This window comes from Nitrospirota bacterium (assembly GCA_016235245.1).
Lineage (GTDB): Bacteria > Nitrospirota > Thermodesulfovibrionia > Thermodesulfovibrionales > UBA6898 > UBA6898.
Window position 1 is genome coordinate 196,207 of record JACRLO010000010.1, and the last position, 24,463, is coordinate 220,669.

Annotated in this window: 19 protein-coding genes; 17 read left to right on the top strand and 2 right to left on the bottom strand. The window is 49.7% G+C overall.

Annotation, left to right across the window (positions count from 1 at the left end):
- The first annotated feature begins 63 nt into the window (after window positions 1-63).
- Genes HZB31_05725 through HZB31_05735 form a run of 3 tightly spaced genes read left to right on the top strand, consistent with a single transcriptional unit; the run spans window position 64 to window position 2,322 of the window.
- Window positions 64-1,104, top strand: a complete 1,041-nt coding sequence (locus tag HZB31_05725) for a phosphoribosylformylglycinamidine cyclo-ligase (protein ID MBI5847439.1) — start codon at window positions 64-66, stop codon at window positions 1,102-1,104.
- The gene (locus tag HZB31_05730) at window positions 1,097-1,936 is read left to right on the top strand and encodes a M23 family metallopeptidase (GenBank protein ID MBI5847440.1); all 840 of its coding nucleotides are present in this window, start codon (window positions 1,097-1,099) and stop codon (window positions 1,934-1,936) included. Before HZB31_05725 ends, HZB31_05730 begins: the two co-directional genes overlap by 8 nt.
- Entirely contained in the window at window positions 1,936-2,322 is a 387-nt protein-coding gene (locus tag HZB31_05735) for a polymer-forming cytoskeletal protein (GenBank protein ID MBI5847441.1), read from the top strand. The genes HZB31_05730 and HZB31_05735 overlap by 1 nt, the downstream gene beginning before the upstream one ends.
- 91 nt (window positions 2,323-2,413) lie before the next feature.
- Here HZB31_05735 and HZB31_05740 read toward each other — a convergent pair whose 3' ends face one another.
- Window positions 2,414-2,821: a hypothetical protein gene (locus tag HZB31_05740; GenBank protein ID MBI5847442.1), complete on the bottom strand. Its 408-nt coding sequence runs from the start codon at window positions 2,819-2,821 to the stop codon at window positions 2,414-2,416.
- Between the two features lie 382 nt (window positions 2,822-3,203).
- Window positions 3,204-3,743, bottom strand: a complete 540-nt coding sequence (locus HZB31_05745; protein MBI5847443.1) for a Slp family lipoprotein — start codon at window positions 3,741-3,743, stop codon at window positions 3,204-3,206.
- Between the two features lie 150 nt (window positions 3,744-3,893).
- Here HZB31_05745 and HZB31_05750 point away from each other — a divergent pair, with 150 nt between their 5' ends.
- The 14 genes from HZB31_05750 to HZB31_05815 all read left to right on the top strand — a co-directional run bounded on the left by HZB31_05750 (window position 3,894) and on the right by HZB31_05815 (window position 24,424).
- On the top strand, window positions 3,894-6,626 hold the full coding sequence (locus HZB31_05750; protein ID MBI5847444.1) for a pyruvate, phosphate dikinase: 2,733 nt from the start codon (window positions 3,894-3,896) through the stop codon (window positions 6,624-6,626).
- 163 nt (window positions 6,627-6,789) lie between these two features.
- Window positions 6,790-10,314, top strand: coding sequence for a PAS domain S-box protein (locus HZB31_05755; protein ID MBI5847445.1), 3,525 nt, complete (start codon window positions 6,790-6,792; stop codon window positions 10,312-10,314).
- Window positions 10,315-10,327: 13 nt separating this feature from the next.
- Window positions 10,328-11,758: a sigma-54-dependent Fis family transcriptional regulator gene (locus tag HZB31_05760; protein MBI5847446.1), complete on the top strand. Its 1,431-nt coding sequence runs from the start codon at window positions 10,328-10,330 to the stop codon at window positions 11,756-11,758.
- Between the two features lie 245 nt (window positions 11,759-12,003).
- Window positions 12,004-12,393, top strand: a complete 390-nt coding sequence (locus HZB31_05765) for a response regulator (GenBank protein ID MBI5847447.1) — start codon at window positions 12,004-12,006, stop codon at window positions 12,391-12,393.
- Complete coding sequence (locus tag HZB31_05770) at window positions 12,384-12,539, top strand: hypothetical protein (GenBank protein MBI5847448.1); 156 nt, start codon at window positions 12,384-12,386, stop codon at window positions 12,537-12,539. The genes HZB31_05765 and HZB31_05770 overlap by 10 nt, the downstream gene beginning before the upstream one ends.
- A gap of 301 nt (window positions 12,540-12,840) precedes the next feature.
- Window positions 12,841-13,026, top strand: coding sequence for a hypothetical protein (locus tag HZB31_05775; protein MBI5847449.1), 186 nt, complete (start codon window positions 12,841-12,843; stop codon window positions 13,024-13,026).
- Window positions 13,027-13,062: 36 nt separating this feature from the next.
- The gene (locus tag HZB31_05780) at window positions 13,063-13,215 is read left to right on the top strand and encodes a hypothetical protein (GenBank protein MBI5847450.1); all 153 of its coding nucleotides are present in this window, start codon (window positions 13,063-13,065) and stop codon (window positions 13,213-13,215) included.
- Window positions 13,216-13,668: 453 nt separating this feature from the next.
- On the top strand, window positions 13,669-16,158 hold the full coding sequence (locus HZB31_05785) for a PAS domain-containing protein (protein MBI5847451.1): 2,490 nt from the start codon (window positions 13,669-13,671) through the stop codon (window positions 16,156-16,158).
- Between the two features lie 11 nt (window positions 16,159-16,169).
- On the top strand, window positions 16,170-16,664 hold the full coding sequence (locus tag HZB31_05790; GenBank protein ID MBI5847452.1) for a chemotaxis protein CheW: 495 nt from the start codon (window positions 16,170-16,172) through the stop codon (window positions 16,662-16,664).
- A 136-nt stretch (window positions 16,665-16,800) separates the two neighbouring features.
- Window positions 16,801-17,379 (top strand): chemotaxis protein CheD, encoded by a 579-nt coding sequence (locus HZB31_05795; GenBank protein MBI5847453.1) that lies wholly within the window; start codon window positions 16,801-16,803, stop codon window positions 17,377-17,379.
- Window positions 17,380-17,391: 12 nt separating this feature from the next.
- A complete protein-coding gene (locus HZB31_05800) occupies window positions 17,392-19,557 on the top strand; it encodes a PAS domain S-box protein (GenBank protein ID MBI5847454.1) in 2,166 nt (721 codons plus the stop codon).
- A 270-nt stretch (window positions 19,558-19,827) separates the two neighbouring features.
- A complete protein-coding gene (locus tag HZB31_05805) occupies window positions 19,828-22,335 on the top strand; it encodes a PAS domain S-box protein (protein MBI5847455.1) in 2,508 nt (835 codons plus the stop codon).
- An 8-nt stretch (window positions 22,336-22,343) separates the two neighbouring features.
- Window positions 22,344-23,762: a sigma-54-dependent Fis family transcriptional regulator gene (locus HZB31_05810; protein ID MBI5847456.1), complete on the top strand. Its 1,419-nt coding sequence runs from the start codon at window positions 22,344-22,346 to the stop codon at window positions 23,760-23,762.
- 281 nt (window positions 23,763-24,043) lie between these two features.
- Window positions 24,044-24,424 (top strand): response regulator, encoded by a 381-nt coding sequence (locus HZB31_05815; GenBank protein MBI5847457.1) that lies wholly within the window; start codon window positions 24,044-24,046, stop codon window positions 24,422-24,424.
- Window positions 24,425-24,463: the final 39 nt, after the last annotated feature.

Here is a 24,463-nt window from a genome sequence, read left to right on the forward strand (position 1 = left end):
CTTTGTGCAAAATATTTACCAATAAGCAACGATATATTTTCCTTCCGGCTGAAACAGCTCATTATGAAAAAGAAACAGACAATTACCTATAAAAAGGCTGGCGTCGATATCGACGAGGGAGACAGATTTGTCGATCTCATCGGTCCTCTGGTGAAGAAGACCCTCCGCCCTGAGGTTCTGAGCGGCATCGGCCTTTTCGGGGCCCTTGTCAGGGTCGACACAAAGAAATTCAAAAAGCCGGTGCTGGTGAGCGGTACCGACGGTGTAGGCACGAAGCTCAAAATCGCGTTCATGACTGACAGGCACGATACGGTCGGCATTGACCTTGTTGCCATGTGTGTAAATGACATTCTTACGAGCGGCGCTGAGCCCCTGTTTTTTTTAGACTACTTTGCTACAGGCAGATTAAAGCCTGAAAAGGCTGCAGATGTGATCAGGGGCATAACTGCCGGCTGCATGCAGTCAGGGTGTGCACTTGTCGGCGGCGAGACAGCAGAAATGCCCGGTTTCTATGATAAGGGCGAGTATGATCTTTCAGGTTTTGCGGTTGGGGTTGTTGATCAGGACAAGATCATTAACGGTTCGAAAATCAGGAAAGGTGATGCCATAATCGGGCTTGCATCGAGCGGTATTCACAGCAACGGATATTCTCTGGTTCGAAAGATTTTCTTTGATCATAAAAAGATGAGCGTCAAAAAATTTATCCCTGAATTTGGCAAGACGCTGGGAGAAGAACTGCTCAGTCCTACCACGATCTATGTGAAGGCGTACGCTGCAGTTAAGGCTGCGGTGAAGGTGAAAGGTATGGCGCATATCACCGGCGGCGGTATCCCGGGCAATCTGCCGAGGGTATTTCCTGCAGGATTCGGGGCAATTGTCGAAGAACAGTCCTGGCCTGTGCCGCCTGTTTTTACGGTAATGCAGCGGCTTGGCAATGTCCCTGATGTGGATATGAAGCGCACATTTAATATGGGGATTGGATTTGCCATGATTGTTGACAAGGGGGAAGCCGATAAGACCATTGCCCTTCTGAAGAAGGCAGGGTATAAAGCTTATCGCATCGGCACAATGGAAAAGGCAGCAGAGGGGGTACGCTATGTATAAGGTCAGGAGATTGCTCAAAAGGGCATTTACGCCGATCACGATCATGCTTATTCCGCATACGGACAGAAAATCACTCAGCATCAAGGTTCCTTCTGTCGGTGTTCTTGCTTCGATTATCCTTTGGTTTATCGGTACGGTTTATGTGTTTTCTGTGGCAATTGATGCGTTTGAATATAAAAGAATGAAGGAAAAGTTGAACTATTACTCATCCCAGTTTATGGAAATTAAGACGACCATGGCCGGCCTGAAAAAGGCGGAAGGCGATTTTCAAAAGCTCTTTTCACTTAAATCCAGAGAGAAGGTGCTTGAGCATATTGATACTTCAGATACCGGCTCAATTGATATGGAACAGTTAAAGCAGCAGATTAAGATAACTATGTCGACGGTAGGTGAAATAAAGGACTATATGAGTCAGCAGCGCGACCTATATGTTTCGACCCCAAAGGGATGGCCTGTTGAGGGACGCCTGACATCCGGGTTTGGCAGTCGTGAACATCCCCGAAGCGGTGAGCCTCAGTTTCATACGGGCATTGACATTGCCGCTGACCCTGGCAGGCCTGTGCGGGCAACCGCCGACGGTATCGTAAGCTTTGCTGACTGGTCAGGCGGAAGCGGAAACCTTGTGGCTCTGGAGCATGGCTTTGGGTTTTCTACGTATTATGCGCATAACAAGATGCTGAACGTTAAGATTGGCCAGAAGGTGAAAAGAGGAGATATCATCGGATATATCGGCTCAACGGGTAATTCAACCGGTCCTCATGTCCATTACGAAGTCTGGCGGGAAGGTAAGCCGATGAATCCATCGAACTATCTTGAGAGGAGGACCTCATAATGTTTAACAAGAATGTTGAGAAGCTTGAATCGTTTATCGGAGCCAATTCAACCTTCAAGGGCGATATTGAGACCAAGGGCACGCTCAGGGTTGATGGCAGGGTTGATGGAAATATTGTTGCTGACTGGGTTGTGCTTGGAGACAAGTCACATGTTAAGGGCGATATCACGGCCCGGGGCATTGTTGTCGGCGGCAGAGTTGACGGAAACGTCAAGGCAAAGGAGATCGTTGAGATCAAAAATAAGGGCCAGCTCTTCGGCGAGATATTCACGGGTAAGCTTGTTATTGCAGAGGGCGGTGTTTTTGACGGCAGGTCCCGGATGCACCATGAGGACTCCGGCAAGATTATTGAGTTTCAGTCTCTGGAGAAGGCAAAGCAGGGCTAGGTCGGCCGTCTTTGTTGCAGATAAAAAAAGGCAGGGCTCAAACCCTGCCTTTTTTTATGGCTTTTGCGTCAGGGTGTTCTTTTCGCGGTTATTAGTCCTGAGGGGTATCGTCATTCCTGACTTTGATCGGTGCAAGAGTTTCGGATCTGAGGGACGGCAGCCTCACTGCTCCGCTGGACAGATCGCGGAAGCTCATTACCAAAAGTCCTGTCACTGCAGCCCCAAGCAAGACAAAATCGAATATTACGTAAGCCCTGATAAGATTATCGACATATGCTGCATAGAGCTGGACCAGATACTTAGGCAGAACGTACATGAAGAGATGCGCTGCCGCTGCCGCCAATGCGAGGATCAGAAGCGGTGGTGCCTTGTAATACGACTGCGAAGGATCGCCAGGCAGTAGTCCCCCCTGCTTTAGATTTACTTTGTTCCCGGACTCGAAGTTCCAGTATGTCCCTGCCTCTACGGTTTCTGCTCCTCTGCGTCTGAATTTTCCCATAACCTCACTGTCTCCTTTCTCTGTCTTCACCTGACGGGTTACCGGCAGATGTTCTTATATGTTAATAAGTAAAACTAATAATGATGTATAATAATAAATATCATATATCCTGTCAATAGCAATCAATAAATTCTAAAAAAATATTTGTTAACCACCGACAAAGCATTGGTTATCTGGATAACATATTGATTAGAAATACTATTATTATATTATTCTTTGTCGCCAATCGTCATAAGCTAAAACTGCAGTTAATAGATGATATAATTTGAGTTCAATGAACGATAAGGGGTGATGAGACCCTGTCGAATCAAACGGGGGAGTCGGACTACTCGCCCGACTTCTGCTTCATCACGTATTGGCGAAAAGTAAGTTGTGATGAGGCTCAGTGCATATGAAAATACAGAGAGGGCTGCAGAAAGAAGGGACCGCCCCAATAATAAGGGTAATAAAGCGGTTCGTAGCCGTAATAAGAAGCAGGGTAATATACCTTCCGGGGCAACAGATGTATCTCCTTTGCCTTGAATAACGGGAAATGGTAGTCATTTTCTCCGAGTTTTTCTGTCCTTGTTCCCATAAGAACTCCGGAGATGGTTACCTCCCTGCCTTTCCTGAAGATAAGCGGGTCAAGGTGGCTCCTGGCAGTAACAATGAACCTGCCCTCTGATTGATCATGCGCGGCCACATATCCCCATTCGTCCAGGGGCATCTGGATAACTTCAAGCTCGGACCCCATTTCCGTGGCTGCTGTATGAGCGATAACACCGCCAAAAATAAACGTCTTTCCTGCATACTGGTCAGCATGGGCACGGACTTCGCCAAGCGAAACAGTGCTGAGCGCATTTTCACGGTTTTCAGCCGAGATGATATGGGCGCAGGAAGAAAGTGTTGTAAGCAGTAAGCAAAAAAGAAGTAACCTTTTCATGATTGTCTCCTTCATTACTATATACCATGTTTCCCCCCACGTCTCAAGGGAAATCATGAAGGTGTTCATGGCCTTTATGAATCTTGAAATTTCACGAGGCACTGATGTAGTCTATAAAGCCTATTAAAATCATTACTCTGGAGGGTATTCATGGCAAGCAAATCGGCAAAAAAGTATGTCTATTTTTTCGGTGCAGGCAAGGCCGATGGAAAGGCTGAGATGAAAAATCTCCTCGGAGGTAAGGGTGCTAACCTTGCGGAGATGGTGAACCTCGGTATTCCGGTCCCTGCAGGCTTCACGATCACGACCGAGGTCTGCACATTGTATTACAAGAATAACCGCAAATATCCGAAGGAGCTGGAAGGTCAGGCTAATGCCGCAGTTGCAAAGGTCGAGAAGATCATGGGCAAGAAGTTCGGCGATCCGGTTAACCCCCTTCTCCTGTCGGTCCGCTCCGGCGCAAGGAGTTCAATGCCGGGCATGATGGAGACGGTCCTGAACGTCGGACTCACCACAAAGACCATCCCCGGTCTTATCAAGAAGACGAACAATCCCCGCTTTGTTTACGACGCATACCGCAGACTGATGATGATGTATTCCGATGTTGTCATGGAAAAAGCCGCAGGCATCGAGCCTGAGGATGGCCATGGTATCCGTCATAAACTGGAGACTGCTCTGGAGGCGGTGAAGAAATCAAAAGGATACAAAAGCGATACGGATCTTTCGGTTGACGACCTGAAGCTTCTGTGCGAAGAGTTCAAGGTAATCATAAAACATACGCTGAAAAAATCATTTCCGGACGACCCGAAGGCCCAGCTCTGGGGCGGCATTGGCGCGGTATTTCAGTCATGGATGGGAAAGAGGGCAATATCCTACAGAAGGATCGAGAAGATACCTGAGGACTGGGGAACTGCCGTAAATGTACAGTCCATGGTTTTTGGCAATACCGGCGACACTTCAGCTACTGGCGTGGCCTTTACCCGTAACCCGGCAACCGGCGAGAATATGTTTTTTGGTGAATGGCTGCCCAATGCACAGGGCGAGGATGTTGTTGCAGGTATCAGGACTCCCAACCCGGTGAACAAGGCCGGCAAGACCGCAGATACAAAACATCTTTTTTCTCTTGAAGAAAGCATGCCAAAGCTCTACAAGGAGCTGTATGCCATACAGAGAAGACTTGAGAAACATTACAGCGACATGCAGGATATTGAGTTTACGATCGAAGACGGCAGGCTCTGGATGCTGCAGACCCGCGTTGGCAAACGTAATGGTCAGGCCGCTATCCGCATGGCTGTTGAGATGGCAAATGAAAAGCAGATATCAAAAGAGACCGCGATCATGCGGGTAAAGCCTGAACAGCTTGATGAACTGCTTCATCCCAGCGTTGCGCCGGTTGCCGAGAAGAAGGCAACTGAGCTTGCTAAGGGACTTCCTGCCGGACCCGGCGGTGCGATCGGCAGGATCGTTCTTACGGCTGATGATGCTGCTGCATGGGCAAAGAAAGGCGAGACAGTCATCCTCGTCAGGACGGAAACCTCTCCGGAGGATGTCCACGGCATGCACGCAGCAGAGGCAATTCTGACCGCCAAAGGTGGTATGACCAGCCATGCTGCACTTGTTGCCAGAGGCTGGGGCAAATGCTGTATTGTAGGCTGTTCAGCCCTTGATATCAATGTTTCAAAGAAAGAGGTCCATGTCAACGGCAGGGTCCTGAAAGAAGGCGACTGGATCACCCTGAACGGTACAAAAGGCCGTGTGTATGAGGGCAAGCTTGATCTTCTGCCTGCTGATCCTGACAATAACCCATGGTATAAGCAGCTGATGAAATGGGCTGATCTGTACAGGACGCTTAAGGTCAGGACAAATGCTGATACTCCTGAAGATTCGACCACTGCCCGGAACTTCGGCGCAGAGGGTATCGGCCTCTGCAGGACAGAACATATGTTCTTCGGCGCAGAAAGGATCAAGGCTGTGCGTGAGATGATCCTCTCTGACACGGTTGAGGGAAGGAAGAAGGCGCTTGCCAAGCTCCTGCCATTTCAGAAGAGCGACTTCATTGGGATATTCAAGGCTATGGCAGGACTGCCGGTCACGATCAGGCTCCTTGACCCGCCGCTTCATGAGTTCCTGCCGCATACGGACAAAGAGCTTCATGACCTTGCTGATGATATGGGTGTTTCCTTTGACAAGCTCAATGCAAAGAACAAATCACTCCATGAGTTTAACCCCATGTTAGGTCATCGCGGCTGCCGGCTTGGAGTAACCTTCCCTGAGATCTACGAGATGCAGGCACAGGCGATTATGGAGGCTGCATGCGAGCTTGCAAAACAGAAGGTGAAGGTTGCGCCTGAGATCATGATCCCGCTTGTCGGTCATGTCAACGAGCTGATTGCGATGAAAAAGGTAGTTGTTGATACTGCTGAAAGAGTGAAGAAAGAAAAGAAGGTTAAGGTCGCTTACACGGTCGGCACCATGATCGAGCTGCCGAGGGCATGCGTCACCTCTGACCAGATTGCTGAAGTGGCTGACTTCTATTCTTTCGGCACGAATGACCTTACCCAGACTGTTTATGGACTTTCCCGTGACGATGCCGGCAGGTTCCTCCCTTTCTATGTCGAAAACGGCATTCTCAAGGAAGACCCCTTCATCACTATCGACCAGACCGGTGTCGGTGCACTTATGAAGGTTGCTGCCGAGATGGGCAGAAAAGTGAAGAAAGACCTGAAGCTTGGCATCTGTGGTGAACATGGCGGCGAGCCGAAGTCTGTCGAGTTCTGCCACAATATCGGACTCAATTATGTGAGCTGCTCACCCTTCAGGGTTCCTATCGCACGGTTTGCAGCAGCACAGGCCGCGATCAAGGGCAAGACAAAGAAGAAATAATAGCAGTATCTGCGGTAAAAGGCATTTTTTAAAACAAGGGGCTTTATCGAGCCCCTTGTTTTTTTTTTGATATCTGCTAATATTGCTGGGATATCGTATTTGTGCCGCTCATTCATGTCAGACGTAGGATAAACTCTTACCCATTAGGGAGAAAAGGAACTCAATGCGAAACGGGACTGAGAGGAGCTACCTGGAGCTTGTTGAACTTGCAATGAGCGTGGTTCTTCGATGGGACATCAGCGGTACGGTGACATTTATTAATGAATACGGTGCAGAGCTGTTTGGGTATCAGAAGAAGGAACTTGTGGGAAGAAACATAATGGGGACGATTGTTGATGAAACAGAGAGCACGGGCCGGAACCTGCGAACGATAATCAAAGAGATAGTCACGCAACCTGAGAAATATCGCGATAACGAAAATGAGAATGTTACCAAAGACGGTAAACGCCTCTGGATGCATTGGAGAAATACCGCTGTTTTGGATAGTGCCGGAAGCTTGACAGAAATCATTAGTATTGGCAATGACATTACCGGGCGCAAGCAGGCGGAAGAGGCGCTGAAAGTGAGCGAGGCCCGGTATCTCTCCATACTTGAGGACCAGACGGAACTGATCTGCCGCTATCGGCACGACGGACGCATATCCTTTGTCAATGGTGCCTATGCCCGCTATTATGGAAAGCAGCCCGGGGAACTCCTGGACCGGAACTACATACCGCATATCCCTGAGCCCGATCTTTCCATTGTTCTCGATAAAGTCAGGAAAATCTCATTCGATGAACCGATCATGCAGCTTACGCACCGGGTGATCATGACCGACGGCACGATCCGCTGGCAGCACTGGACCCACCGTGGAATATTTACAGAGAACGGTATTCTTATCGAATGCCAGGCTGTAGGCCGCGACATCACCGAGCGCAAAAAGATAGAACAAAAGCTTGATACCTATCAACTGCATCTTGAGAAAATGGTGGAAGAGCGTACTAAGAATCTTGAGGAAGCTATATCATCTCTGACGAACGAGATCGACCGCAGAAAAGAGGTGGAAGCGGCACTCGAAAGAAACCGTCTGCTTCTCAGTGGCGTATTCAACAGTATTCAGGACGGCATAGCGGTTGTAGACCGTGATCAGAACATAATCATGGCGAACCGGGCTGTCGAGAAGCTCTTTCCGAATCATAGCCCCGTCGGGTTCAAAATAAAAAAGTGTTTTGAAGTGTACCGTAATGCGACAGAGCGATGCGAAGACTGTGCCACGATCAGGGCTATTGAAGGTCGGGTATCCCAGGTTGAGACCATCCCCTTCAACTGCGCTGGTTCCGGAGAGGGCTGGCTTGAGGTATACGTCTTTCCCTTCCTTGGGGAAGAGGGAGAAATAAAAGGGGTTATTCAGTATCTGAAAGACATTACCGAGCGCAAGCGGGCTGAGCAGCACCTTGCTCTTATGAATTTTGCACTGAACAATAGCCATGAGGCAGTTTTTCTGACCGATGAAAATGCACGTTTTAATTACGTAAACGAAGAATCCTGTCGTGTTCTGGGATATACCCGCGCTGAACTGCTCGGCCTTGGTGTGCCGGATATTGACCCTGACTTTCCAGCGGAACGCTGGCCCGATCATTGGAATGATCTCAAAACGCAGCGTTCGGTGGTCTTCGAAGGACGACACCGGACAAAGGATGGCTATGCTTTTCCGGTAGAGATCAAGGCAAATCATTTTGATTTCGATGGCCGCGATTACTGCCTGACTTTGGTTCGTGATATCACCGAACGCAAGCGGGCTGAGGAAATACTGCGCCGGAGCGAAGAGAAATATCGGACGCTCTTTGAAGAGTCTTTTGACGGGCTCTTTATCAGTTCCCCTGAGGGTAACATCCTCGACATAAATAAGAAGGGAATCCAGATCCTTGGGTATGACACAAAAGAGGAAGTCATGAGCCTCGATCTGGAGCGGGACATATACGCCTGTCCGCCTGACAGAAGACGGATTCTATCAATGGTCAATGATCTGGGGACGGCTGAATATGAGGTTAGCATCAGGAGAAAGAGAGGCGAAACAATAGTGGCTCGCTGTTCATTAACTGCAGTGCAGGGCGACAAGGGCGCGATAACTGCCTATCGGGGAATTATCCGCGATATTACCGAGTTTAAACGGGTTGAGACTGCTGAGATGGAAGCGAAAAGAGCTCTGCAGGAGAGTGAAAAGCGATACCGCGATCTCTTTCAAAAAGCGGGGGAAGGTATCCTTCTGTTGACAGTAAACGGCGACATTTACTCGATGAACGAGTCGTTTGCTGCGATGCACGGATATAGTATCGAAGAGATGCTGCATATGAAACTGGCAGACCTCGATATAGGATTAGACCCCCGGGTTGATGCTGAAAGAAAAAAGAAGATCGTTGCAGACGGAGGCCTTATCTTTGAGGTGGCGCATCGTCACAAGGCGGGACATACGATTGAGTTTGAAGTGTCGGTGAGCTTTACCGAGTTGAGCGGCGAGAAATATTTCATATGCTTTCACCGGGACATATCAGAGCGCAAAAATGCAGAAAGGGAATTGCGGGAGAAAGAGGGCAAGTTGCGCGCCATGATCGAAAGCTTTGACGGTCTCATCTATATCTGTTCGCAGGATTACCGCATTGAGTTCATGAATGAGAAGCTCATCGAGCGCACCGGAAGGAACGCAGTGGGTGAAGTCTGCTATTCGACCCTGCATGATCGCGACTCGATCTGTCCATGGTGCGTCAATGACCGCGTCTTCAGAGGAGAGATTGTGCGGTGGGAGCTGCAGAGTCCAAAGGATGGACGCTGGTATTATGTTGTCAATACGCCGATCCGGCATGTCGACGGGTCGTTTTCAAAGCAGGCGATGATCATGGACATCACGGATAAGATAAAACTTGAGGAGCGTGCGAGGATAAACGATCAGCTTGCCGTGCTGGGGCAGCTTTCGGCCGGCATTACGCATGAAATCAATAACCCAAATGCCTTTATCATGTCGAATGCGCAGTTGCTTCAGGATATCTGGCGCGATGCGGAGCAGGTTTTACTTCAGCAGTGGAGACAGGTCGGCGATTTCTCCCTTGGCGGACTTTCCTTCCCCGCAATGAAAGAGGATGTGCAGAAAGCGATTCGATACCTGCTTGAAGGTTCTGACCGCATCAATAACATTGTAACCAGCCTGAAGGCCTATACCTCTCCTTTGGGTGACTATGTATCTGAAAACGTTGATCTGAATGAAGTCGTCCGGTCTTCCCTTGAGATCCTTGACAGCCAGATCAAGACAGCCACTGATAACTTCCGCTGGATTCCTGATGAAGAGGTTCCGCATGTGAGGGGCAACAGACAGGCGCTTGAGCAGGTTGTGACGAACCTTATCACCAATGCGCTGCAGGCGCTCACAGACAGGACAAAAGGCGTTTCTGTTTATTCCCGCTATGAGAGGGGGCCTAATGTTGTTATAATCGAGGTCACCGATGAGGGTGTTGGGATGACTCAGGAAATTTTACGCCGCGCATCGAACCCTTTTTTTACGACAAAACGCGACAGGAGTGGTGTCGGACTGGGGTTGGCCATAGCGTCATCCATTGTCACCAATCATAATGGATCTATCGTATTTGAGTCGGAAGCCGGTGCGGGGACTACGGTTATGGTGAGTCTGCCGTGCTCATATTCATCATCTGCCGAATAGGTGACAGACCTGTATGTATAACGGAAGCGAACATAATTCATGCGTGCTGCTCGTTGATGATGAGCAGGCCATTCTCGATACCTACAGCCTTATCCTTCGTGCTGCTGGCATTGACCAGGCAAGAACCTGTCAGGACAGCCGGGATGTCCTGCCGTTCCTTGCCGAATTTGGCGCAGCTGCTATTGTGCTCGATGTATTAATGCCCCATCTCTCCGGCCCTGAACTTCTCCTGACCCTTAAAAAGGACTACCCGTATATACCGGTTATCATGATGACATCATCAAATGATGTCGAAACCGCCATCAATTGTATGAAATATGGCGCTTCAGACTACCTTACCAAGCCGGTAGAGAAGAGTCGGTTTGTCGCCGTTATTAAAAGAACGCTCGATATGAAAGAACTGAGCCTTGAGGCGTCTGCTCTCAGACATTCTCTGATCTGCAGGGACTTGAGGCATCCGGAGGCGTTTTCGTCCATAGTGACCGGAAGCGAGAAGATGCAGAGCGTCTTTCGATATATTGAAGCGATCGGCATGTCGAAGCAGCCTGTCCTGATCACCGGGGAGACAGGCGTTGGAAAAGAACTCATGGCGCAGGCGATCCATCGTATTTGTGGCCGCAAAGGTGAGCTTGTTGCCGTTAATGTCGCTGGGCTCGACGACAGTATGTTTTCCGATGCCCTGTTCGGCCACGAGAGGGGCGCCTTCACCAGCGCTGAAAAACAACGCGGAGGACTTATACAGCAGGCTGCCGGAGGAACGCTTTTTCTTGATGAAGTCGGCGACATGCAGGAGGCATCACAGGTCAAACTCCTCAGGCTGCTGCAGGAGAATATTTATTACCCGCTGGGCTCAGACATGCCAAAAAAGAGTGATGCACGGATTGTTGTGGCTACCAACAAGGACCTCCATAGCTGCATGCATGAAGGCGTTTTTCGAAAAGACCTGTACTACCGGCTCAACACGCACCATGTCCATATGCCCCCTCTCAGAGAGAGGCCTGAGGACATTCCATTGCTGACGGATTATTTCTTGGCAGAGGCCGCAGCATCCATGAACAGGAAAAAGCCGGCAACAACGCCTGGTCTTCTCCCCCTGCTTGGCCTGTACCATTTCCCGGGGAATGTCCGGGAGTTGCAGGGGATGTGCTATGATGCCGTGGCACGTCATAAGTCTGGTGTGCTTTCAATGGAAAGTTTCAGAGAGGTCATACAGCACAATGCGCCATCTCTCGATCTTACCGTGATGTCATGTTTTGGCGCACAGCCCGCCGTCACCTGCTCTTTTTCGCATTTTCCGACCAAGAAAGAGATCGATGATTTTTTTATGCAGAAGGCGCTTGAACTCTCCATGGGCAATGTCAGTATGGCTGCGTCTCTTCTTGGGATAACACGGCAGGCCATTCATAAAAAGCTGAACAAACATACGAAGCGTTCGGAAGCCTGACCAATTTTGTAATACCTGCATTTTTGTTGTACCCCTGCAACTTTATTTACACCCCATTTCAAAATTAGTGTTTGACTCCCGATAGTTATTGAAAGTTGTAAACTTTATTTACATAACCCGTCCAGGCCTTTTTTCCTGATTTTACTGTTTAAACAAGGCATATGCGCTATCGCAATGTCTGGCATATTCTATGCAATAAAGATTGTAAGATCTGGAATTTATTCCACGTGTGGTGTGAGAAGACAATGACAAATAATGATCATGCAAAACACATTCTGATAGCAGACGATGAAGTTCCGTTCAGGTTTGCGGCTGTGCTGGCTCTGCGCCGGGCAGGGTACCGGACAAGCGAGGCGCAGGATGGCGCTGATGCCCTGGTGAAAATATTGGGCAACGGGACACATATCCCTTTCGATCTGATTATCCTGGATATTCATATGCCCTACCTCAGCGGGCTCAAGGTCTGTGACATTCTCCGGGAGCGGGGCGTATATGTCCCGGTGCTTTTTGTTGCAGCCTTTGTTGATGAGAGTGAGATTGAAAGAATTGTGCCTGACAATGCCTATAGTCTGCTTAAGAAACCCTTCAGAATTGAGCAGATGATCAGCAAGGTCCAAGAGATGGTATGCCAATAACAGTCAGGAAAGCGGCAAAGAGCGCCTTTGACCGCAGGATGCTCCTTACCGTGATTCTGCTTCAGGCTCCACTGCAGGCGGCGGTCAGTGCCGGCGTAATGGTTTTTCTGGCAGTGCAACGTATCGGGATGAGCGGAATACGATAACACTCTTTTAGAAAAAGGAGGAGGGAATCATGGACTGTCCATATTACGGAGAGGGGCTGGTACGGTGGTGCGGTGCAACGGAACTGTCATACATCCCAAGCATTCGTGAAGTTGTGCGCAATTGCACAGACAACTTCTGCGACTGCATTCACCATGAAGGGAAGAGCCTGTTGCAGAAAACAGACGGCAGCTGTCCAAATGCGGCAAGCTGCCCTCAACCATCTAGATGCTGATCCCTGGGGCCAGGATATTCCTCAATGACGGCGTGTTCACCCCGTGTGAACATCTGACGCCGCGGAGGATGAACGTTATCAGGAGCGTGCTGCAGGAAGAGCTAACGGGGAATTCAAGGGAAGCAAAAATCGAGCAGATAGACGGACAGGCACAGGTGGTCTTCTCAGGAATACTCACCATCGAACATGCCAGTCAGATGAAAGAGACACTGCATAATGTTCTGACCGGCATGGAAGAGGAGTTGGTGAACTGATAGTTACGGAGTATGCACATTGAGACGAAGAAGACAATGGCTGATGAAGCCTTTGAGATAAATGAAGAGAATGGCTCAGGGGACAAGAAACGCACTGCGAGTATGGAGACAAAGGCAGAAAGGAACGTGAAATTGCCGCGCAGAGGAGCGGTGAAAAACTCACGGCGTCAGACGCACTGCAACTATTAACAGGAGGGCACAATGAAATGGGTTAACAATTTGAAGATCGGGACAAAGCTGCTGGGCGGTTTCATTCTGGTTGCTGTAATCGCAGCCAGTATCGGCCTAATCGGCTATATGAGTATGAGTACTATGGGCAGGGAATTCGATGAAGTAACGGATAACAGGCTGCCGAGTATTTTGGGCCTGGGGATGATAAATGAAGCGCAAACCGCAGTAGGCCGTGCGGAACGCACCAGCATTATGCTAGGGGAAGTCACCGATGCACAGAAACAGCGATTGAAAGAGTCCTGGGAGAATGCCGAAAAAGGCTGGAAGATTTATGAGCCTCTGCCGCAAACAAAAGAAGAGGAGGCGCTCTGGAAACAGTTTACGCCTGCCTGGGAGGCGTGGAAAAAAGAGCATGAAAGGATAGTGCTCCTTGTTTCTGCGGGGAAAATGGAAGAGGCAAAAAAGGCGACAATGGGCGCCGGAAGGGACGCATCAAAACTCGCTGAAGGGCTGCTCGGCAAGATCATTGATCTGAATGTGCAGATTGCACACGATGTAAAGAAGCACGCCGAGGCCCAGGAGAGTATGTCAATGAAACTGATGGCAATGATGACAATCATCGGTTTTATCATGGCAATAGGCCTTGGGCTGATTATTACCAGAGGCATTAAAACACAACTGGGCGGTGAACCTGCTCTGGTAGCTGAGATCGCCGGCAGAGTTGCTGCGGGTGATCTCTCAATGGAGATTGATACAAAAGGGAAGAGTGAGGCGAGTATCATGGCGGCCATGAGCAGAATGGTCGGTTCCATTAAGGCACTGGTTTCTGACGCCAACATGCTCTCGAATGCCGCAGTCGAAGGAAAACTGGCCACCCGCGCTGATGCGACCAAACATCAGGGAGATTTCCAGAAGATCGTGACAGGGGTAAACGGTACGCTTGATGCTGTTATCGGGCCGTTGAACGTTGCAGCCGAGTACGTGGATCGGATTGCCAGGGGAGATATACCATCGAAGATCAGCGACAGCTATCATGGTGATTTCAACGCGATCAGGAACAACCTTAACCAGTGCATAGATGCCGTCAATGCACTGGTTTCCGACGCTAATATGCTCTCAAATGCAGCAATTGAAGGCAGATTGTCTGCGCGTTCCGATGCAGTGAAGCACCATGGCGATTACCGGAAGATCGTCGAAGGGATGAACAAGACCATAGATACCCTTGTGGGACACATTGATACCATGCCTCTGCCTGCCATGATCATTGACAAGGACTTTGGCATACGGTATATGAACGGAATCGGCGCGAAGATTCTGGGCAAAAGCCAGACGGAGTTGATAGGGGAGAAATGCTATAACAATTTCAAGACCTCCGACTGCAACACGGACAGATGCGCGTGTGGCCAGGCAATAAGGAAGGGTGTGGAAGCGTCCAGCGAGACGGACGCACATCCTTCAGGCATGAATCTTGACATCTCTTACACAGGCCGGCCGATGAAAGATCTTGCAGGGAACATTATTGGCGCCTTTGAAGTGGTTGTGGATCAGACTGCGATCAAGCAGGCAGCCAGGAAGATGCAAAAAATCGCCGATTACCAGACAGTCGAGGTGACAAAACTTACCGATGGTCTGACCCGGATTGCCCAGGGAGATCTGAATGTCTCAATTGAGGCGGCAGTCGGGGACGCTGACACAGCCGGAACCCGTGAGTCATTTGAGACCATCGGCAGCGCAGTGAACAGAACGATTCATGCCATAAAGGCACTATCTGATGACGCAAATATGCTCTCGAAGGCGGCAGTGGCAGGTAACCTTGCCACTCGCGCTGATGCCACCAGACATCAGGGCGATTTTCAAAAGATCGTGGCCGGTGTCAATGAAACACTCGACTCTGTGATCAATCCCCTGAACGTTGCCGCTGACTATGTGGACAAGATCTCCAAAGGCAACATCCCGGCCAGGATCACCGACTGCTATAACGGAGACTTTAATACCATCAAAAATAACCTCAACCTGATGATAGAAAACCTCTCAATGTTTGCGGCGGATGTGCAGGCAGCGTCAGAACAGGTTGCAAGCGGAAGCCAGCAGATGAGCTCCGGGTCGCAGCAGATGTCACAGGGCGCAACAGAGCAGGCCTCATCCGTTGAGGAAGTATCGTCATCCATGGAGCAGATGTCCTCCAATATCAGACAGAACGCTGACAATGCCCAGCAGACGGAAAAGATTGCCATCAAGTCTGCGGAGGATGCTAAAGCCGGCGGCAGGGCTGTAACAGAGACTGTTTCGGCGATGAAAGAGATAGCCGGCAAGATCTCGATTATCGAGGAGATTGCACGTCAGACAAATCTGCTGGCCCTGAATGCGGCCATAGAAGCGGCAAGGGCAGGAGAACATGGCAAGGGCTTCGCCGTAGTTGCATCAGAAGTCAGAAAGCTGGCAGAACGAAGCCAGGATGCAGCCGGAGAGATCAGTCAGCTTTCGACTACAAGTGTGCAGGTGGCTGAGAAGGCCGGAGAGATGCTCACAAAGCTGGTGCCTGACATCCAGAAGACGGCCGAGCTGGTGCAGGAGATCAGCGCAGCAAGCAACGAACAGAACACCGGAGCTGAACAGATAAACAAGGCGATCCAGCAGTTGGACCAGGTTATCCAACAGAATGCCGCAGCGTCCGAAGAGATGGCATCCACCTCCGAAGAACTGGCTTCCCAGGCAGAGCAGCTCCAGAGCACCGTAACATTTTTCAAGATTGAGGGGGTAACCAGCGGTATTTGGCAGGAGCCAAAAGCAAAGGCACATAAGCCTGTGGCTAAGGTTGAACATATAATGCACGCAAAACCCAAACCACAGACAACAGTTATTGCCCGCGGCCCAAAGGCAAAAATGGTAGCGGCCGGAATTGGCATTGATTTGGGCGGCAACGGTCATGACCATCTCGACGAACAGTTCGAGAATTATTAGGGGGGAAGCTTATGAGTGTAACAGCCATACTTGAGACGACGCAATATCTGACGTTCAAGCTGGATGAAGAGGTATTTGCGGTAGATATATCGAAGGTGCGGGAAGTGCTTGATTTCACATCGGTAACGAAAGTGCCGAGGACGCCTGATTTCATGCGGGGAGTTATCAATCTGAGGGGCAGTGTGGTGCCGGTGGTTGATATGCGACTGAAATTCGGGATGTCGGAGACGGAAAAGACGGTCAACACCTGCATTATTATTGTGGAAGTGAACCTGGACAATGAGACGACGGTGCTTGGAGCGCTGGCGGACTCTGTGCAGGAGGTGATGGACCTGGAGCCTGATCAGATAGAGCCTGCGCCGAGGATCGGGACGAGGCTCAGGACAGAGTTCATAAAAGGGATGGGCAAGAAAGACGACCACTTTATCATGATCCTTGATATCGACAAAATATTCTCGTCCGAAGAACTCGCAATGGTCCAGGAGTCAGCAGAGGTAGAGGCATGAGAAACGGCAGGCCGGTGCATGCATTCGGACATCAGACAAGGGTCTGCATTACATGCCCGAAAAGGTACGCACCGGCAGGCCGCAGTCGAAAGATTTGTCATATGACGGTTGTTTCTGCAGTCTGCCGGAGGCTGGTATGACTACTCAGCCTGCAGGATTGCCTTTGGTCCTTCTCAACCCCGGAGAAATGCATTTTGCAGAAACCCCATCGGTCGTCAGGGCGGTGGTCGGAACCTCCATTTCGGTAATGCTTTTCAGCCGCCGGATGTCAATGGGCGCTATCTGTCACGGGCTTTTGCCTGCATGCTACTTCAGGCAGCTTTGCAAGGGAGGCTGCTCAGAACAGGCGACGTATGTGGAATGTGCGATAGAAAATATGATCGGGCAGTTTAAGGGCAGGGGTGCTTCCGCTCATGAGCTGGAAGTGAGGATCATCGGTGCTGCTGAACTGTTTGACGCGAAGAAACCGGAACGGCTTTGGGTGAATGTCGGATTCAGAAACTTTGTGGCTGCACGCTGGACTCTGCAGAAAAATGGAATTCGGAGGGCATCAACTGATATCGGCGGCATACATGCCAGGCAGGTCGCCTTTTATCCCCACTCAGGAGAGGTAATCATGCACCGGTTAAACAAAAACACGGCCGAGCGTGGTTGTCAATGGAGGAAAGAGGATTGTTGTACGGCACGGCAGGCGGACGGCAAACTGGGTGAGTGACAAAAGGATTATATGCGAAGGACAGGAAAGAAATTCAAAAAGGAGCACCACCTGCGTAACGCAAGGAAAGGCATTTTCTGCAATGGTACTGCCGGCAACACTGCGCTGAAGAGCATGCTCGCTGATTTGCCTGACGCTCACGGTGAGCAGAAGAAAGATCTTCAACCGGAGAGTCTGCCTTTTCAGACAATTTTGAATGATCTGCCTGCAGCTGTTTTTGTCAAGCGGCTGGACGACGGAAAGTTCATTTACTGGAATAGAGAGAGTGAGAAGCTCTTTGGGCTGAAAAGTGAAGACGTGATCGGCAAATCAGACTATGACTTCTTCCCGAAGGAGCAGGCTGACTTTTTCCGCCAGAAAGATCTGGAGGCCATCAGATTAAAAGGGGTGCTGAATATTCCGGAAGAGGTGCTGGACAGTTTCAGCCATGGCAGGATTCTGCTTCGTACAACAAAAGTCCCGATCTTCGGGAGGGATGGCGAGCCGCTCTGTCTTGCAGGTATTTCAGAAGACGTGACCGAGCTTAAGGCAACACACGACAGTCTCAGTAGAGTAAGCCTCAACCTTGAGCATCTCGTTGATGAAAGAACCCGGGCACTGACAGAGGAAATTGCATATCGAAAGCAGATCGATAAAGATCTCCAGGAGAGCGAAGCCCGGTACAGGAGGCTTTTGGAAGCGGTGACAGACTATATCTATACGGTGACGGTTGAAGACGGCAGAGTGGTAAAGACGGTCCATGGGCCGGGCTGCGTTGCTGTTACGGGCTATACGGCTGAAGAGTACGAGGCCAACTCAATGTTATGGTTTCAGATGGTCTATGACGCAGACAGGGGCCTGGTAATCAGAAAGACAGATAAACTTCTTTCCGGAGCGCTCACAGAGCCGCTTGAACACAGGATCAGGCATAAAGACGGCAGTATTCGATGGGTAAGGAATACCGCTGTTTCACGGTTCAATGAGCATGGTCATCTCATCGGTTATGACAGCCTGATTATCGATATTACCGAAAAAAGGAAACTTGAAGCAGCACTTATGCATGCACAGAAGCTCGAAGCGGTCGGGCAGATGGCCGGGGGCATTGCCCATGACTTTAATAATATCCTGACGGCAATCAGCGGATATTCTCACCTGATGCTTATGAAAATGAGCCCCGAGCATCCCTTGAGAAACAACGTTGAGCAGGTCATTTTTGCCGGCGAACGTGCAGCAACACTCACGAAAAGCCTTCTTTCATTTTCCAGAAAGGATACGATTGATCCTAAACCAATCAGGCTTAGAGAGGTTATTGATAGTGTGCATAAGCTTCTGGCTCGGCTGATCAGCGAAGATATATGCCTTTTCCTGATGCAGAGCGAGCACGATATTATTGTTATGGCAGATTCCGGACAGATTGGCCAGGTGCTGATTAATCTGGTTACGAATGCCCGGGATGCCATGCCAACGGGAGGACATATTACCATAATGACAAGTGTCGAGAAATTAGACAAAATTGCAGGAGGTAATGGTCGGCATAATAGTGAGACCCCTTACGCGGTCATTACGGTATCGGATACAGGTGCGGGGATTGAGCCGCAGATCCGGGACAAGATATTCGAGCCTTTCTTTACTACCAAGGAACCCGGAAAGGGAACTGGTCTTGGTCTTTCGCTTGTTCACGGGATTGTTATGCAGCACCAGGGACATATTAGTATTGTTAGTGAGCCAGGGAAGGGGACTACCTTCCGGATTGCCATTCCTCTGCTGCATTCCGAATCTGCTGTCTGCGTGACTGATGCAATGGCCGCAGCCTCGATAATATGCGGGACAGAGACGATTCTTCTGGTAGAAGACGATGCCATGGTCCGTAATTACCTGCGGGAATGTCTCAGTCTCCATGGATACACGGTGATAGAGGCGGCTGATGGCAGAGAAGCGGTGGATATATTTAAAAACCAGCACCATCGGATCGGTTTGGTGCTCACTGATGTAATTATGCCAAATAGAAACGGGCTGTATGTACACAATGAGGTTAAGAAGATTAACCCGGATTCAAAGGTGCTCTTCATGTCTGGCCATACTGCTGATGTTTTTGAAAAGGCAGGGACATCAGAGATAGACTCGAAAATGTTAATAAAACCGATTCATCCGCATACGCTTCTTTCGAGTATCAGGGAGGCGTTAGATTCAACCCCTTAATTGAACGGATCGGACCGGGCGTAATCAGACCTCTGGATCTCTCTGCAGCTGTATGCGCTGCGCTGCTCACCTTTTGGGTTCTTCTCGTCCGGTCTGAAGCAGTACGGGCCGAAATCAATGGCACAGCAAAGAAGAAGTTTCTGCCTCCCCAAACCCCCTTTTTAAAAAGGCGCCGAAAGGCCCCGTTTTTTTCTTTTGTTATCTGCTAAAATTACAGAAATAGCGCATAGTTGCCGATAGGTTATAGCCATGAGGGAGACAATTTCATCGATGGACACTGACAGGTCCGGGATAACAACAATCAAAGAGCGCGAAATTAAACTCGAACGCTCCAATCGTCTCCATGCCTTTATCAATAAAGTGAATGAGTCGATTATCCGAAGTGATGATCCTGAGAAGATCTATGCCCGGCTTTGTCAGTTTGCCATCGAAGACGCAAAGCTTTCGATGGCCTGTGTCTGCAGGGAAGAGCCAGGATCAGGCCGCATGACGCCCATGGCGTATCAGGGGTTTAATACTATTCTTATGGGTTCTCTGCCGCATGCTGAGGACAGGACGGATGATTTGTGCTGTCCCGTCAATTCTGCCCTATCAGCAGGCAAAACTTTTGTCTGCAATGAAGGCGCAACAAAAGCCTGCTCCTTTCCCCTCAGCAGCGGATCTGTCCGCCCGCATTACCATTCCTGTGCTGCCTTTCCGATTGTGCTCCATAATTTTACGATTGGTGCAATCTGGCTGTTCAGCCGTGAGCATGCATACTTTGGCTGCGATGAGGTCAGCATCCTTGAATCCCTCGCGAGAAATCTGTCTTTCGCGCTCGATGCGCGTGAGCAGGAAAGGAAGCGGAGGGATACTGAAAGCGCTCTTTGGCTTGCTGAAAAACGGTATCGCTCGATAGTCGAAAATGTCTCAGAGGGTATCTATCAGACCACTCGTGACGGACAGGTGCTTATGGCAAATCCTGCCCTGGCCCATATGCTGGGCTTTTCTTCACCCGTCGAGATGATCACCAGTATAACCAGTATCAGGAAACAGCTCTATGCAGAACCGGCCCGGCGTGACGAGTTGGTCAGGCTTATGGATAAGGAAGGTGCAGTCAACAATTTTGAATGCAGGCTTATCAGGAAGGAAGGCGCCGTAATCACGGTTCTTCTCAATATGCGGTCGGTAAGAAACGATGAAGGAACGCTGCTCTATTTTGAAGGCTCTGCGCGTAATATTACCGATCGGAAGCGGGCTTTTGAGGCGTTAAAGACTGCCAAAGAAGAATGGGAGCTGACCTTTAACGCAGTGCCGGACCTTATCATGATTGTAGACCAGAACCACCGTATTCAGCATGTAAACAGGGCACTGCTTCTGCGCCTGGACCTGAAGCCTGAAAACATAATCGGCAAGCATTGCTACGAATATATGCATAGTTCTCTGAATCCGCCCGTTTTCTGTCCCCATAACCGCATTATGCATGAAGGCAAGTCTTTCGAAGGGGAGATCTATGACGAGCGCCTGAAAGGACACTTCCTGCTCACGATCTCGCCGCTTCCCGGTACAGACGGAAAGGTAAGGGGGACAGTCCATGTTTTCAGAGATATTTCAGATCGCAAGAAGGTAGAAGCAGCAGTGCGCGAAAGTGAATATCTTTACCGCACGCTGTTTGAAAATGCGAGCGAGGGAATACTCTATCTCTCTTCTGATGGCTCTATTGCTGCAGTGAACAATTCGTTTGCAAAGATGCATGGCTATACGCGTGATGAAATGCTGAAGATGAACCTCAGGGATCTGGATACTCCGGAGACGTCCCGGCTTGCCCCTGAAAGGCTGGAGCGCATTACGGCCGGTGAAGTGCTGCAGTTTGAAGTCGAGCACTACCATAAAAGAGGCCATACGGTGCTGCTGGATGTGGCGACATGCCTTATTACGGTCGGCGACGAAAAACTTGTTGTCGGATTTCATCGTGACATAACGGACCGCAGGCGGGCAGAGCAGGAGGCAAAGATCATGCAGTCCAGACTTATTCATGCGGATAAGATGAACTCCCTTGGCATGCTGGTTTCGAGCGTTGCGCATGAGGTGAACAACCCCAATAATTTCATCATGTTCAACAGTTCGATCCTTGCCGATGCCTGGAAAGATATTCAGGTAATCCTTGATGATTACCGTCAAAAACACGGCGATTACAGGCTTGCAGGGCTACCCTACGCCGAGATGAGTGATGCGATTCCGAGGCTTTTTGCAGGCATTTCTGATGGAGCACAGCGTATAAAGGGGATCGTGGAGAAACTGAGGGATTTTGCACGGAACGACAGAGGTTCCCTGGACGCCGCGGTAGATATGAGCAAGGTTGTGCAGGATGCGGTCATGATTCTCGAAAATCAGATAAAGAAGCATACTGATTATTTCGACATTACGGTTGGAGAAGGGATACCGGCGGTCAGGGGCAACCATCAGCAGCTTGAGCAGGTGATGATCAATCTTATCATGAATGCCCTGCAGTCGCTGAGAGACCGGAGCGCTCGGGTTGAAATAGCGATACATCCCGATGTGATCGGCGATATGATAGAAGTCAGAGTTCGCGATGAAGGGTGTGGTATCTCACGGGAGGTTCTGGAAAAGATTACCGAACCGTTTTTTACGACGAGGCTTGATTCCGGCGGCACGGGCCTCGGGCTTTCGATCTCCAAATCGATTATCGATGATCACAGGGGTACTCTGGAGTTTATCTCTGAGCCCAATGGCGGTGCCACTGCCATTGTCAGGCTGCCGGCGGAACCAAAACCGTGAAGCGGAGTTTGTCTCCCGTCCCCTTTCCCCTTTCCCCTGTTCTGCTGGTTGATGACGAAGAGGAGACACTTTTTGCCGCAAGTCTTATGCTTCGCTCATCAGGGATCAAAGATGTCATCATGATAAAGGACAGTCGGGAAGTGGTGGATCTTCTCAAAAAACAGACGTTCTCCTGTGCAGTTATTGATCTTACGATGCCTTATGTTTCGGGATCGCAATTGCTGTCGGGCATGAACCGTGATTACCCAGATATCCCTGTCATTATTATGACCGGCCTGAACGAAGTTGATACCGCGGTTGACTGCATGAGGCATGGTGCCTTTGATTATCTGGTAAAACCGGTAGAGAAGGTGCGTTTCATGGCTTCGGTACATAAAGCGCTTGAGCTGTCTGCGCTGAAATCCGAAGTGACCGCCTTGAAGAGACATCTTCTTGAGGGGCGGTTGGATCATGAACTGGTATTTGCTTCCATCGTAACGAGGAGCAGGGCCATGCATGCTATTTTTCAATATATCGAGGTTGTTGCTCCATCGTCTCAGCCAGTGCTGATAAGCGGTGAAACAGGGGTCGGCAAAGAGCTTGTCGCGCGGGCGGTTCATGATCTGAGCAGCAGGAATGGACAGTTTATCGGTTTAAATGTTGCAGGCATCGATGAAACGGTATTTTCGGATGTGCTTTTTGGCCACCGGAAGGGCGCCTATACCGGTGCTGATTCGGCCCGGGATGGTCTTATTGCCAGGGCGGCAGGCGGCACCCTGTTTCTGGATGAGATCGGTGATCTGAAAGAGAGCCTGCAGATCAAGCTGCTCAGGCTGCTGCAGGAGCATACGTACTTTCCTCTGGGTTCAGATGTCTCTGTGCAGAGCGATGCGCGGATTGTTGTTGCTACAAACCGGAACCTTGATGATATGGTCTCAAAAGAGTTGTTCAGAAAAGACCTGTATTACCGTCTGCGCTCGCATCATGTTGCCTTACCGCCTCTAAGGGAGAGAACAGAGGATATCCCGCTGCTGCTGTATCATTTTGTGAAGGAGTGCTCTGCGAGTCTTGGAAAAAAAGAGCCGGTCATTCCTGATGAACTTATCCCGCTGTTGTCCTCCTATCATTTCCCCGGAAATATCCGGGAACTCCAGTCAATGGTCCATGACGCCTTGTCGCAGCATGACCATGGTCAGTTGTCCCTTGCAAGTTTCAGAGAGATCATCAGGCAGGAGAACCTTTCTTCGCCTCAGAGGTCAGATGGCGCAGGAGATTGGGGAACCTTTCCGTATGAGGTTCAGGGCAGACTCCCGACACTCCAGGAGGCTGATGAGTATCTGCTTTCTGAGGCGATGAAACGTGCAGATGGTAATCAGGGTATTGCCGCCTCCATGCTCGGCCTTACGCGCCAGGCCCTGAACAAAAGGCTTATTAGAAAAAAGCAGTAAAACAGGCAGTTCCCGGCATTCATCAGTCTCGCCATAGACCGCATTTCGTAATCCTGTCTCTTTCCTGATCCCCTAAGACATTTTTTGCAAGCGCAAAAAATGTTGCAGTGCACTGAAACCCTTATATCGCAATAAGTTGCCTCATATAGTGAATCCAGAGCTTTAGGAAACATAATAAATTGCTCTGTTATGTTGATTCTCTATTTTTGCATTAACTGTTTGATATATATAGTAAAAAAGCAAATATGGTATCTGGCATAAGTCATGCAACAATTAGATGTATGTCAAAACACATTTTGATTGTAGACGATGAGCCGGCTTTTCGATTTTCTGCCGGCATAGCATTGCGTCAGGCCGGGTATATTACCAGTGAAGCTCAGAACGGGCGTGAAGCACTCTCGATGATCTGTATCAAAGAGAGTTGTGTTGCTCCCTTCGATGCCGTTCTGCTCGATATCCAGATGCCGAAAATGACCGGGTTGGAACTGATTGACGAGGTGAAGGCCCATGGAATCGATATGCCACCGGTTATTGTCATATCAGGATATGCCGATGAGCCGATCGTCTCTGATCTTGAGAAGAAGGGATACAGCGCGCTGCTGCATAAGCCGTTTGAGCCGACAGAGATGGTAAAGATGATTCATAAGGTGCTGCACGATTGAAAACGTATACGTGTCAGCGCTTTTACAGGGATGCAATAA

Bases quoted from the DNA above. Each gene is read 5' to 3' on its own strand.
- HZB31_05775 (MBI5847449.1), top strand. From the start codon at position 12,841: ATGAACGTTATCAGGAGCGTGCTGCAGGAAGAGCTAACGGGGAATTCA.
- HZB31_05750 (MBI5847444.1), top strand. From the start codon at position 3,894: ATGGCAAGCAAATCGGCAAAAAAGTATGTCTATTTTTTCGGTGCAGGC.
- HZB31_05790 (MBI5847452.1), top strand. From the start codon at position 16,170: ATGAGTGTAACAGCCATACTTGAGACGACGCAATATCTGACGTTCAAG.
- HZB31_05785 (MBI5847451.1), top strand. From the start codon at position 13,669: ATGGGCGCCGGAAGGGACGCATCAAAACTCGCTGAAGGGCTGCTCGGC.
- HZB31_05800 (MBI5847454.1), top strand. From the start codon at position 17,392: ATGCGAAGGACAGGAAAGAAATTCAAAAAGGAGCACCACCTGCGTAAC.
- HZB31_05725 (MBI5847439.1), top strand. From the start codon at position 64: ATGAAAAAGAAACAGACAATTACCTATAAAAAGGCTGGCGTCGATATC.
- HZB31_05765 (MBI5847447.1), top strand. From the start codon at position 12,004: ATGACAAATAATGATCATGCAAAACACATTCTGATAGCAGACGATGAA.
- HZB31_05780 (MBI5847450.1), top strand. From the start codon at position 13,063: ATGGCTGATGAAGCCTTTGAGATAAATGAAGAGAATGGCTCAGGGGAC.
- HZB31_05730 (MBI5847440.1), top strand. From the start codon at position 1,097: ATGTATAAGGTCAGGAGATTGCTCAAAAGGGCATTTACGCCGATCACG.
- HZB31_05740 (MBI5847442.1), bottom strand. From the start codon at position 2,821: ATGGGAAAATTCAGACGCAGAGGAGCAGAAACCGTAGAGGCAGGGACA.
- HZB31_05755 (MBI5847445.1), top strand. From the start codon at position 6,790: ATGCGAAACGGGACTGAGAGGAGCTACCTGGAGCTTGTTGAACTTGCA.
- HZB31_05760 (MBI5847446.1), top strand. From the start codon at position 10,328: ATGTATAACGGAAGCGAACATAATTCATGCGTGCTGCTCGTTGATGAT.
- HZB31_05815 (MBI5847457.1), top strand. From the start codon at position 24,044: ATGTCAAAACACATTTTGATTGTAGACGATGAGCCGGCTTTTCGATTT.
- HZB31_05795 (MBI5847453.1), top strand. From the start codon at position 16,801: ATGACTACTCAGCCTGCAGGATTGCCTTTGGTCCTTCTCAACCCCGGA.
- HZB31_05735 (MBI5847441.1), top strand. From the start codon at position 1,936: ATGTTTAACAAGAATGTTGAGAAGCTTGAATCGTTTATCGGAGCCAAT.
- HZB31_05745 (MBI5847443.1), bottom strand. From the start codon at position 3,743: ATGAAAAGGTTACTTCTTTTTTGCTTACTGCTTACAACACTTTCTTCC.
- HZB31_05770 (MBI5847448.1), top strand. From the start codon at position 12,384: ATGCCAATAACAGTCAGGAAAGCGGCAAAGAGCGCCTTTGACCGCAGG.
- HZB31_05805 (MBI5847455.1), top strand. From the start codon at position 19,828: ATGGACACTGACAGGTCCGGGATAACAACAATCAAAGAGCGCGAAATT.